Raw genomic sequence first — 11821 nt, forward strand, 5'->3', positions numbered from 1 at the left:
TCGAAATATCCGGTTATTCCCGTATAGAATCCCCGTTCATATCCTTCAGCTTCACGAATAATCTGCATCGTCTTCTTTTTGGGTGCACCGGTAATAGAACCGGCAGGCAACATACTGAAAAGAATATCACCTAACTGCCGTTTGTAATCTTCTGGAAGTTCACCGCATATCTCCGAACTGGTCTGCAATATCGGTCCTCGATTTGTCTGCAACACATCTATATAGCGATAACGCTCCACCCGGACATGAGATGCCACAATACTCAGGTCATTCCTGATCAGATCCACAATCGTAGCATGTTCCGCCGCTTCTTTCCCGTCATTCATCAAGGTTTGTACGGCATCGGGCAGGGTAGCGTCTATCGTACCTTTCATGGGATAAGAGCTGATAGTCCCTTTCTTTATCCGAACAAAAATCTCCGGAGAGAAAACTACAAAACGATTCTTTACCCATACTTTATATAAAGCACGGGAGTTACAATATATATCCTTTAAAGTCAGATTGGTTTGTACCGGAGTCCGGCAAGTTAAATTCGTAAGGAAGCTGTTTCCGGCAAGAATATTCTTTTTCACATGTCCGAAAGCACCACTGTATTCCTGAAAAGAAACAGGCTGTGAGATCCATTCTATCTGTTCCGGCAAACTCTCCGGAGGCAATTCATCCGTTAAACCGGCAACTGCTTCATTCGTAAATCCATTCAGGTTATATATCAACTCCTCCGGTGAGACCTCTGCCGTCTCTTCCACATAAACCTGTTCCTGCGAATAATCAATCAGAAAGACAAACGACTTTGAACAGCCTGCCAGCATATTCATGCGTGCGATTGCTTCCTGCTTACTATATAGTTTCATACATCTATTTTCGTTTAGCAGGAAGCAAAGGTAATAAAAAAACTATTTCCGTGCCGCCACTGCCAGCAATACTCCCAGCACAATGCCCAGCAATGCCGCAAACAATACGCGCATATCCGGCGGAAGCATGAAAGTAATGGTGTGTGCAGGATACCAGAAGAACGGGATTGTCTTCTTAAAGACGAAGTTCCATTGCACGTTCCAGTTCAGTCCGGTGATGATTTTTGTCATCGGAATAGGAGTGATAAGACTCTTTATAGAACCGCCGCACATCAGGATATGCGTATCTGTTATTTTATGGAAAGTCATGAATACCGGAGCAAAGATTGTGTTCATCGTTACCGATATGGCCAGCGCCACCAGCACCTTATCGAGAGACATCGCTTCACTTGTAAACGTTGCGGCAGCATTTGCCATTCCCATATACTCCATGAACTGCGGCACACCTTTTGAAAAGATAATCATAGCGGCATTGATACCCATACCGAGTATGCCCCATACCACCATGCGCGGAATAATACCGAAGCCCTTCCGGTTGTACACTCCCGCACTGATTCGTAATCCCAGCACTTCGCCCAACGAAGACAGAATGGCAAACTTCAGAAAGCTCATCACCATACCATGTGCAGCATTGAACGACTTATACCAGTCATAAACCGCGTCACTCAAAAAGAAGGGTAGAAAGACTACCACCACCAGAATAATAAACAGGAAATCTTGCTTTTTCATTGAAAAGACGTGTTTTTCATTAATAATGCGGCAAACATACTAAAAAACTTTCAATATCAAAGCAAGATGATAAGAAAAACTGCAAAACCGTAACAAAAGACACACCGTCGTTATATTCTTATTAGCAGAATCACAGTTTCAGCATCTTCTTTTCCCTTTCCAGATCGTCACCATTCAGGTGAGGGGAGGGCACCGTACACGTTTTTATATAATCCCCGCCCCGGCATGTATATTCAAAATAGACCTTTTGCTCCGGTGTCAGTTCTTCCTCGGTCAGCAGTCCGCCTTTCAGTTCAATAAAATCATCCATGCTGGTGCTATCGGAATATTTCACGAAAACAATCCGCCGGGCTATCGGATTCCGGTTATAGTCCAGACTCAGGTAAAGCCCTTTCAGCATAGACGGATAGTCGTACATGGGCAGTTGCAAGTAGATGGTGAATAATGCAAGCTGCGGAGCCTCCCTTTCGTTGAAGATGATATATGCATTCTGATGATTATTTAATAACCCGATCCCCCGGTGTGTTGTGTTGTAAGCGCTCATATGAGTCACTTGTACATAGTCATTGTTTTCGGAGGCACTAATCAGATACGGTTCCATCTTCAGGCAATCGCTCGAAGACGAAAGACTATAACTTATATATATACCACTATAATTATACACTTCCTGTGCCGAATGATTCATCTCTTCGGTCAACATTCTGACGAATGGAATTTCCTTCTGGTTACCGGTTATCACGGGTTCCAGTTCCAGTAACTGCCCTTTCATTTCAGTAAGGTTGCCGAGCAAACGTTTCTTAGAAACATTATTCACCTGAGACAGGGCATAGTCCAATGCTTCTTCTTCCATCATTCCTTTCTTTACCGATCTTGCAAAGGTGGGCAGCACACTTGAATAGAGAGAAGAAAGCACACTGGCGGGCATATTCGTTTTGTCAGCTATATCTTTCATTTTCACCCCTTTATTACGCAGATCTTCTATCCGCTTATATATCTCTAATAGTTCCTCCATATTTTGTAAGTGTTTTTGGTTTTTAATTTGCAAAGAACACCCACTTGTGTTATATTCCGATTGCATAAATGTTACATTAATGTTACTTTATTTTCTATCCGATAATTAAATGTATTAATAATAAATATTCATTTTTTCTGTAACATCATCCTTCTACTTTTGCCCTCGAAATCAAAAGAGAATAAAATGAAAACAATTACCGACATTAAAACGGAACTACTTTCAAACAAGAAAATATCCGATCTTGTATTCATACTTTGGGCAGGAGGTGCAGCGCTTCTTTCGTACTCCTTAGTATATGCGCTTCGCAAACCTTTCACCGCTGCCTCCTTCGACGGACTGGATGCCTTCGGATTGGATTATAAAGTATTGGTTACCATCGTCCAGATTCTGGGCTACCTCATCGCCAAGTTTGTCGGTATCAAGTTGATTTCCGAATTAAAGAAGGAGCACCGCATGAAGTTCATCCTGGCTTCCATTCTGGTAGCGGAACTCTCCCTGGTTCTCTTCGGACTCTTGCCCGCTCCTTATAATATCTTCGCCATGTTCTTCAACGGTTTGTCACTGGGTTGCATGTGGGGCGTGATATTCAGCTTCATCGAAGGCAGACGCACCACCGATATTCTTGCCAGCCTTTTGGGTATCAGTATTGTCATCAGCTCCGGCGTGGCAAAATCTATCGGACTGTTCGTTATGAACACCCTGCATGTAGGAGAGTTCTGGATGCCCGCTCTCATCGGTGGCTTTGCCCTGCCATTGCTTGCCTTGCTGGGTTACACCCTGAATCGCCTGCCGCAACCCACCCAACAAGACATTGCCGAAAAGAGCCAGCGTGTCACTCTCAACGGAAAACAACGCAAAGAACTGTTCCGCAACTTCATGCCTGTATTGATCCTCCTGTTCGTAGCCAACCTTCTGTTGGTTATCCTCCGGGATATTAAAGAAGATTTCCTGGTGAAGATTATCGACATGAGCGGACACTCTTCCTGGCTGTTTGCACAGATCGACAGTGTTGTTACTCTTATCATCCTGGCACTTTTCGGAATGATGGTCTTTGTAAAGAGTAATATCAAAGTATTGGTCATCCTCTTGAGCATGGTGGTTGCCGGAACGGCTACCATGAGTTTCGTATCACTCAATTACGATACGCTTCAACTCAGCACCGTGACTTGGTTGTTCATCCAGAGTCTGAGCCTTTACATTGCCTACCTTTGTTTTCAAAGCATATTTTTCGACCGCTTCATAGCATGCTTCAAGATAAAAGGAAATGTAGGATTCTTTATTGTGACTATTGATTTCATCGGATATACTGGTACTGTACTCGTCCTGATGTTCAAGGAATTCTTTAATACGGATATCAATTGGCTCGATTTTTACAACCAGATGTCCGGTTATGTAGGAATAATCTGTACCGTAGCATTCAGCTGTTCTATTGTCTATCTGGTGCAGAGATATAAGAAAGAAGAACTCCTGCGCACGGGACGTGCGGTAGAAGAGAAACCGGAAATGCTGCAATCTGCATTTTCTGTGATGCCCAGCTAAAAAAGTAAGAGAAATAAGAACATTTTATCGCAATAAGCAATAATTCAACAGATGAATAATTCAAGTTTTGCAGATAGCCTAAAAGGCTTACAAAAATAGATAAACCCCAATTTATTATTAAACAACTCATTATAAAATAACAAGTAAACATGAAAAGAATAGAATGTATCATTATGGACTGGGCAGGCTCTGCGGTCGATTACGGATGTTTCGCTCCGGTAGCCGCCTTCTTGAAAGCCTTCAATGAAATAGGCATCAACATCACGATGGAACAAGCCCGCCGCCCTATGGGAATGGCCAAGATAGACCACATCCGCGAACTGTTCAAGATGGGCGGAGTAGGCGAGGAGTTTGAGAAACTCTATCACCGCCCCTGGAACGAACAGGACGTAACAGATATGAACGCCAAATTCGAGGAATACCTTTTTGCTTCCCTGGCAAACTACACCGACCCCATTCCCGGAGTCATCGATACCCTGAACGAACTGAGAAAACAAGGTATCAAAATAGGTTCCACCACCGGCTACACCCAAGCCATGATGGACGTAGTGCTCCCCAATGCAGCCCGCAAAGGTTACACCACCGACAAGTGTGTCACTCCCAACGGCCTGCCTGCCGGACGTCCTTTCCCTTATATGATTTACCAAAACATGATCGATCTTGCCATCCCTTCAACAGACTGTGTTCTGAAGTACGGTGACACCATTGCCGACATCAAAGAGGGTATCAATGCCAAAGTCTGGACCGTCGGTATCATACTCGGCAGTAACGAACTGGGACTAACCCAGGAGGAAGTAGAGCAAATGTCTCCCGCAACGCTCGCTGCCCGGAAAGCAGAAGTCAGACAGCGCATGCTTCTGGCAGGCGCCCACTATGTGGTGGACAACATCGAAGAGCTTCCCCAAATCATAGAACTTATCAATCATAAACTGAATACGAATTATTAATCCTTTTAAATATCAAACCAATATGAAACCCTATTTATTATTAACCCCCGGCCCATTAACCACGTCAGAAACCGTAAAAGAAGCCATGATGACCGATTGGTGTACATGGGACGCCGACTATAACGTACACATTGTAGAAGAAATCCGCAAATCCCTCGTTGCCCTTGCCACCACAGCCACCAATGAATACACTTCCGTACTCTTGCAGGGAAGCGGCACTTATTGCGTGGAAGCTGTTATCGGCAGCGTTATCACTCCCAAGCACAAACTGCTTATCCTCAGCAATGGCGCTTATGGTGACCGTATGGGGCACATTGCCGAATATCACGGCATCAACTACGATATGCTTGCTTTCGAAGAAACCGAACAGGTTTCCGTTGACTATGTAGACGATTACCTATCCAACAATTCAGATATCACCCACGTAGCCGTAGTACATTGCGAAACCACTACCGGTATCCTGAACCCTCTCAAAGAGATTGCCCACATTGTGAAGCTCCACAACAAAAAGCTGATTGTAGACGCTATGAGCAGCTTTGGCGGTGTACCTCTGGATATGTATGAATTAGGTATCGACTTCATGATCAGCAGTGCCAACAAATGCATCCAGGGTGTTCCCGGCTTCAGTTTTATCATAGCCCGCAAATCCGAACTGTTACACTGCAAGGGTGTTTCCCGTTCACTCTCACTCGATATTTACGACCAATGGGAGACGATGGAAAAAGGACATGGCAAATGGAGGTTTACTTCACCCACCCATGTAGTAAGAGCCTTCAAGCAGGCACTTGCCGAACTGGAAGAAGAAGGAGGAGTAGCCGCCCGCCACAAGAGATATTGCGAAAACCACCGCATATTGGTAGAAGGAATGCGTACACTTGGCTTCAAAACCTTGCTGCCGGACGAATTCCAGTCGCCCATCATCACCTCTTTCCTTTACCCGAAAGCAGGTTTCGATTTCAATTCTTTCTACACCCAACTGAAAGAAAAAGGTTTCGTCATCTATCCGGGCAAGATATCCCAGGCAGATACTTTCCGCATCGGCAACATCGGAGATGTACATCCTGAAGATTTCGCACGTCTGATAGAAGTAGTCCAACAAACTTCTTACTAATGAATTACCTTTCTAAATCCTCCCTGTGCCTGCTGGCGGTCGTCACTTCTCTGACCGCCACAGCACAGGAAACTCTCTCCGACAAATTACAGTACAAAGTAACCGGCCGCATGCTTATGGATGGCGGTGTTTATCTCAGGAATGACAATCATTTCGGTAACGGTACGGAATTCAATGATCTGCGCGTAGGCATGAAGGCCACTTACCAGCGCTGGGACATGAAAGTGGAAATAGGCTATGTAGGCAGCAAGGTTTCTATCAAAGATGCTTTCGCTACTTACACTTCCGGTAAGCATATCATCCAGGTAGGGCAATTCTACGAACCTTTCACTATGGATATGCTTTGCAGCACTTTCGACCTACGTTTCCATCAGTCACCCGGTTCTGTGCTTGCCATGACCAACAGTCGGCGTCTGGGAGTTGCCTACACTTACAATGCCACGCATTATTATGCTTGCGGAGGATTGTTTACCGACAACGATATCAGTAACTTAAAGAACACCTCGCAAGGTTATGCCGTAGACGGACGTTTTGTTTACCGACCTGTAAATGAAGCTGGAAAGCTATTGCATCTCGGTATTGCCGCTATCTATCGCACTCCCGATGGTGCTTTGCCGGATGATGATAACAGGAGTACCTTTATCTATAAATCTGCCGGAGTGAGTACTATCGACAATCGTAACCTGATTTATGCGGAAGTGGATAATGCCCGCCATCAAGTGAAGCTGGGTACTGAACTGCTGATCTATTACGGAAAATTCTTCTTTCAAAGCGAATATATCCGTACTCAAGTGAAACGCAGGAATGCCCTTGCCGACTATACCGGACAGGGTGGATATGTGCAATGTTCGTGGCTCCTGATAGGAGATACTTATGACTATGATGCAGCTCCGGCATGTCCTTCCCGCCCTATAGGTCGTGCGCTCGAACTCTGCGGACGTTTCAATATCGTAGATATGAACGACCGGACTGCGGAAGTATTAGGCGGAGCACAAAAGGATCTTTCTCTGGGATTGAATTACTACATAAACAAGCATATAGGGGTTAAAGTAAACTACAGTTATGTAATCCCCGGAAAATACATTCGGGAGATAAGCGACAAGAATTTTAGTGTATTGCAGGCAAGATTCCAGTTTATACTATAATATTTCTTTTCTTAAAGATTATATCATGCGACCCATAATTATATTGAAAATGAAAGGTTATGAAAAATAATGTGTACTAGAGTAGTGGGGCATCGCGATCTCAGCCCCGACCTGAACCCTGAAAGGGCGTAATCACTTCTTCTTTAAAAACCGTTTAGCCAAATATTTTCGTATAGGCTCATCATACAGTTTCAAGCACAGGTAAGCCAACACTACATTCAAGGCATAAACGCATAAAGCAACCTGCCAGGTTTCTCCCAAAGTAAAGAGTTGATTTTTAATCAGCCATGCATAGAACAAATACATGAACGGATAATGTATCACATAAATCGGATAAGAGATATCTCCCAGGAACTTACATATCTGAGTTGACTTTTTATCCGTAGTAGTTCCCGATGCTCCTATCCATACAAGGGCGGGAAAAGCTACGATAATACAAAATGCTTCATAAGCACCATTTGTACAAATCGGCTCCGCACCTTCCAGATAGGGCACTGAGAACAAAGCAATCAATACAATGGTACATATCCAGAACGCACCTTTCACCTTCATAGGCTTGAAGTTACGCGACATAAGCATACCCACAGAAAACGGGAACAACATTCTCAATAATCCGCCGCCAAAGTTGACACCGTCCAACGTCCAGCCCACACCTATATTTCCATAACCGGAAACATCAAAGACTGCGAATAGCGCCAATGCCACTCCTAACAATACAACGAGCACAGTCAGCGCCTTATTGGATAAGCGACGGATAAACAAGGCATAAAGAATATTACCTATATACTCGAAGAACAACGACCAGCAAGGCCCGTTCAACGGAAACATCTCACCGTTGCCACGCACTTCATAACCTATGCCCGGCATTGCGGGAATAAAGAATATCGTGCAGAGCAGAGACAGCATTATCATGGAGATGCCGATATGTGTTCCATCCCATTGCACGGAGCCCTGAATACAGAATGTAATAGCACCCAGAACAGCCCCCATTATCACCATAGGATGAAGACGTATCAAACGACGCTTAAAGAAATCTTTCATTGTAAGACTCTTACCCCAACGGTCATCATAGGCATAGCCGATAACGAAACCTGAAAGGATAAAGAAAAAATCCACGGCTAAATATCCATGATTGAACGTTGTAATCATGGTATCGCTTGCAAAAGCATAGCCTTCGAATATATGATACCATATCACCATAAGGGCCGCTACACCACGAAGTCCATCCAGAAGATCGTAATGCGCCTTGGTATCCGAAAATGCTGCTGAGGGGGTATTAGACATTTGTTTCTTAGTATTAAGTTAATATTTTCAGATGGCAAAGATACAGCTTGCCATCTGAAGTTTTTTTGCTCAAAAGCAAAAAAGACCGGCGAATACTTATTTTTGGGCACGCACCCGGCTAAGTGTATAAATGGAAATACCCAGAAAAGCAGCCACATACTTCAGCTTCACCCGGTTTATCAATCCGGGATAGCGCCGGTTAAACTGTTCGTACCGCTCCTTGGGCGAAAGCTGAAGACGCTCCACAAACATATGGCTAAGCTCCTTATTTACATTCTGATGCAGGATTCTTCCCCAATTGGCTATATCGATGTACGTTTCGTAAAGAAGATTCAGCTTGTCTATATGGATGACATAGATTTTGCAATCCGAAAGAGCTTCAATGCTCTCTACTGACGGCTGTTTGTAATACAACGAATCCATACCGAAAGTAATGTCACCTTCCTGGCTGAACCAGGTGGTAGTATCCTGTCCGTTGTGATGAAATACGGAACGGGCAACTCCCTCTTCAATAAAATAAACCAGACGGTCCGTTACCCCCGAGTGCACTATATAAGTATTTTTAGGGTAATATCTTACCTGCATATCTGCCTGCAATGCCTGAAGTGCTTCGTCGGAAACCGGATAGACTTGCCTGATCTTGTTAATGATGTTTTTCATTGAATAGGAATTCAGTATTCTGCTACAAACTTACATAATTTTATCAATTCCTAAAAAAAAGAGACTGCCTTTTGAAGACAGTCTCTTTTCATTTTATCTGATTTCAGGAAAATCCTTATTCAATCACTCCGAGTTCACGGAAACATTTCGTCAACTTCTCAACAGCATAGTCTACCTGCTCTTTGGTGTGAGTAGCCATCAATGCTACGCGTACCAACGTATCTTGCGGTGCACAAGCGGGCGGAATAACCGGATTGATGAAGATGCCTTCGTCAAACGCCATCTTAGTTACGATAAATGTCTTTTCCGCATCACGCACATACAACGGAATGATAGGAGATTCAGTTTCACCGATTTCGAAACCGGCATCACGGAATTTCTTCAATGCATAGTTGGTGATGTCCCACAAACGTTGCTGACGTTCCGGTTCGTTCATAATGATGTGAAGAGCTTCACGGGCAGCAGCCGTAGCAGCAGGCGTGTTACTTGCCTGGAATATATAAGAACGGGCATTGTGGCGCAACCAGTTGATTACCGAAGCATCTCCGGCAACGAAACCACCGATAGAAGCCAGTGACTTGCTGAACGTACCCATAATCAGGTCGATATCATCCGTCACACCGAAATGATCGCAAACACCGCGTCCTTGTTTTCCGAATACACCCAATCCGTGTGCTTCGTCCACCATGATGCTGGCATTGTATTTTTTCTTCAAACGTACGATTTCGGGGAGGTTGGCAAGGTCGCCTTCCATAGAGAAAACACTATCCACCACGATCAGTTTGATAGCATCCGGCTCGCATTTCTGGAGTTCTTTTTCCAGATCGGCCATATCGTTATGTTTGTACTTCAATTGAGTAGAAAAGGAGAGACGGCGGCCATCTACGATGGAAGCGTGCACGCGGTCGTCACAGATAATGTAATCGTTACGTCCCGTCAATTGCGGAATAACACCCTCATTTACAGTAAATCCGGTGGAAAAACAGAGTGCATCGTCTTTTCCGACAAACTCAGCCAGTTCTTTTTCCAACTCTACATGTATATCAAGAGTTCCATTTAATAAACGGGAACCTGCACAACCTGTACCGTATTTATCTGTGGCGGCTTTTGCGGCTTCTATTATTCTTTTATCGTAAGTCAGTCCTGTATAAGCATTCGAACCGAACATCAGGACTTTTTTACCATCCATCAACACCTCAGTATCCTGATGGCTGTCAATTGTGCGGAAATAGGGGTATACGCCCATTGCCATATATTGCTGTGGCAGGTCGTATTTCGCCAATTTGTCTTGTAGTAATCCCATGAAATGTTTATTATATAATATGAAATATTTAACTCTTAATTACAAGCCTTTTGAAAACAGGGGGCAAAGATAGCAAAATATGTGCTTATCTGTTCTTTTTTTACTAAAAAATATATTTGCCCATGGATTAAAGCCCACTCTATGGTTAAAAATTCAAGTATTTGTATTACTTTTGCCATTTATAAAATTGCATAGTGAAACAACCCTTGCATGGACGAAGAAAAAAAGAAAATATCATTCATTATAAATCCGAAATCCGGTACGCAGAGCAAAGAGCAAATCCTCCATTTGCTCGATGAAAAGCTGGATAAGGCAAAGTATGTCCAAGAGGTAATCTATACCGAATATGCCGGACATGCTGTTGAAATTGCTGCACAAAAAGCAAAGGAAAATGTGCATGCTGTAGTGGCTATTGGCGGTGACGGCACGATCAACGAAATAGCCCGTTCGCTGGTGCATACAAAAACAGCATTGGGCATCATTCCGTGTGGTTCGGGAAACGGACTGGCACGCCATCTGCAAATTTCGATGGAGCCCAAAAAGGCGATAGAAATCATCAACGAAGGAATTATAGACGTCATCGATTACGGAAAAATCAATGAAGTGCCTTTCTTCTGTACCTGCGGTGTGGGTTTTGATGCTTTTGTCAGCCTGAAGTTTGCAAAGGCGGGCAGGAGAGGCCCTCTTACCTATTTAGAAAAGACTCTGCTGGAGAGTCTGAAGTATCAGCCCGAAACTTATGAACTGGAAACGGAAGACGGTACTTTAAAGTATAAGGCTTTCCTGATAGCCTGCGGCAACGCTTCGCAATACGGAAACAATGCGTACATAGCTCCACAGGCCATGCTGACGGACGGATTACTGGACGTGACCATCCTTGAACCTTTCACGGTGCTGGATGTGCCCTCCCTGTCTTTCCAACTGTTTAATAAGACTATAGACCAAAATAGCCGCATCAAAACTTTCCGCTGCCAGACGCTGCGCATCCACCGTACCAAACCAGGAGTAGTGCACTTTGACGGGGACCCGATGATGATGGGAGAAAACATTGACGTAAAGGTAATCAAAGAAGGATTGCAGGTTATCATCCCCCGGTATGCCGAAAAAGACTCTTCGAATGTATTGCAACGGGCACAGGATTATATAAATGGCCTGAAGCAGATCAATGAGGAGATTGTGCATAAGAATAAGATGATATTGGATAAGAGTAAAGAGCAGATTAAGAAGTTAACGAAAA

11 protein-coding genes are annotated in these 11821 nt (G+C 44.0%); 5 read left to right on the plus strand and 6 right to left on the minus strand.

Features of this window, described 5'->3' with window-relative positions; translation table 11 throughout:
* The 3 genes from BACCELL_RS21530 to BACCELL_RS21540 form a co-directional block, all read right to left on the minus strand.
* Positions 1 to 851, minus strand: an 851-nt coding sequence (locus BACCELL_RS21530) for an aminodeoxychorismate synthase component I (RefSeq protein WP_007214194.1), incomplete at its 3' end; no start/stop codon positions are given.
* A 42-nt stretch (positions 852 to 893) separates the two neighbouring features.
* Positions 894 to 1580, minus strand: coding sequence for a hypothetical protein (locus BACCELL_RS21535; protein ID WP_007214195.1), 687 nt, complete (start codon positions 1578 to 1580; stop codon positions 894 to 896).
* A 130-nt stretch (positions 1581 to 1710) separates the two neighbouring features.
* Entirely contained in the window at positions 1711 to 2592 is an 882-nt protein-coding gene (locus BACCELL_RS21540; protein ID WP_044154181.1) for a hypothetical protein, read from the minus strand.
* A 186-nt stretch (positions 2593 to 2778) separates the two neighbouring features.
* On the opposite strand from BACCELL_RS21540, the gene BACCELL_RS21545 reads away from it, so the two are divergent.
* From BACCELL_RS21545 to BACCELL_RS21560, 4 genes are all read left to right on the plus strand, one after another.
* Positions 2779 to 4134 (plus strand): DUF5690 family protein, encoded by a 1356-nt coding sequence (locus tag BACCELL_RS21545; protein WP_007214197.1) that lies wholly within the window; start codon positions 2779 to 2781, stop codon positions 4132 to 4134.
* Positions 4135 to 4283: 149 nt separating this feature from the next.
* Positions 4284 to 5081: a phosphonoacetaldehyde hydrolase gene (phnX, locus tag BACCELL_RS21550; protein WP_007214198.1), complete on the plus strand. Its 798-nt coding sequence runs from the start codon at positions 4284 to 4286 to the stop codon at positions 5079 to 5081.
* 22 nt (positions 5082 to 5103) lie between these two features.
* Positions 5104 to 6192, plus strand: a complete 1089-nt coding sequence (locus BACCELL_RS21555; RefSeq protein ID WP_007214199.1) for a 2-aminoethylphosphonate--pyruvate transaminase — start codon at positions 5104 to 5106, stop codon at positions 6190 to 6192.
* Entirely contained in the window at positions 6192 to 7337 is a 1146-nt protein-coding gene (locus BACCELL_RS21560) for an OprO/OprP family phosphate-selective porin (protein WP_007214200.1), read from the plus strand. Before BACCELL_RS21555 ends, BACCELL_RS21560 begins: the two co-directional genes overlap by 1 nt.
* A 132-nt stretch (positions 7338 to 7469) precedes the next feature.
* Here the strand turns inward: BACCELL_RS21560 and BACCELL_RS21565 are convergent, their stop codons facing one another.
* The 3 genes from BACCELL_RS21565 to spt all read right to left on the minus strand — a co-directional run bounded on the left by BACCELL_RS21565 (position 7470) and on the right by spt (position 10584).
* The gene (locus tag BACCELL_RS21565) at positions 7470 to 8621 is read right to left on the minus strand and encodes an acyltransferase family protein (protein ID WP_007214201.1); all 1152 of its coding nucleotides are present in this window, start codon (positions 8619 to 8621) and stop codon (positions 7470 to 7472) included.
* 96 nt (positions 8622 to 8717) lie between these two features.
* Complete coding sequence (locus tag BACCELL_RS21570) at positions 8718 to 9281, minus strand: Crp/Fnr family transcriptional regulator (protein ID WP_007214202.1); 564 nt, start codon at positions 9279 to 9281, stop codon at positions 8718 to 8720.
* 115 nt (positions 9282 to 9396) lie between these two features.
* On the minus strand, positions 9397 to 10584 hold the full coding sequence (gene spt, locus BACCELL_RS21575; protein ID WP_007214203.1) for a serine palmitoyltransferase: 1188 nt from the start codon (positions 10582 to 10584) through the stop codon (positions 9397 to 9399).
* Positions 10585 to 10794: 210 nt separating this feature from the next.
* On the opposite strand from spt, the gene BACCELL_RS21580 reads away from it, so the two are divergent.
* Positions 10795 to 11821, plus strand: a 1027-nt coding sequence (locus BACCELL_RS21580) for a diacylglycerol/lipid kinase family protein (RefSeq protein ID WP_007214205.1), incomplete at its 3' end; no start/stop codon positions are given.

It is taken from the genome of Bacteroides cellulosilyticus DSM 14838, from assembly GCF_000158035.1.
GTDB classification, from domain to species: Bacteria; Bacteroidota; Bacteroidia; order Bacteroidales; family Bacteroidaceae; genus Bacteroides; species Bacteroides cellulosilyticus.

What these genes read in the sequence shown, in the direction of transcription:
- BACCELL_RS21560 (WP_007214200.1), top strand. Translation starts at nt 6,192, where the DNA reads ATGAATTACCTTTCTAAATCCTCCCTGTGCCTGCTGGCGGTCGTCACT.
- BACCELL_RS21570 (WP_007214202.1), bottom strand. Translation starts at nt 9,281, where the DNA reads ATGAAAAACATCATTAACAAGATCAGGCAAGTCTATCCGGTTTCCGAC.
- BACCELL_RS21540 (WP_044154181.1), bottom strand. Translation starts at nt 2,592, where the DNA reads ATGGAGGAACTATTAGAGATATATAAGCGGATAGAAGATCTGCGTAAT.
- BACCELL_RS21535 (WP_007214195.1), bottom strand. Translation starts at nt 1,580, where the DNA reads ATGAAAAAGCAAGATTTCCTGTTTATTATTCTGGTGGTGGTAGTCTTT.
- phnX (WP_007214198.1), top strand. Translation starts at nt 4,284, where the DNA reads ATGAAAAGAATAGAATGTATCATTATGGACTGGGCAGGCTCTGCGGTC.
- BACCELL_RS21565 (WP_007214201.1), bottom strand. Translation starts at nt 8,621, where the DNA reads ATGTCTAATACCCCCTCAGCAGCATTTTCGGATACCAAGGCGCATTAC.
- BACCELL_RS21555 (WP_007214199.1), top strand. Translation starts at nt 5,104, where the DNA reads ATGAAACCCTATTTATTATTAACCCCCGGCCCATTAACCACGTCAGAA.
- BACCELL_RS21545 (WP_007214197.1), top strand. Translation starts at nt 2,779, where the DNA reads ATGAAAACAATTACCGACATTAAAACGGAACTACTTTCAAACAAGAAA.
- spt (WP_007214203.1), bottom strand. Translation starts at nt 10,584, where the DNA reads ATGGGATTACTACAAGACAAATTGGCGAAATACGACCTGCCACAGCAA.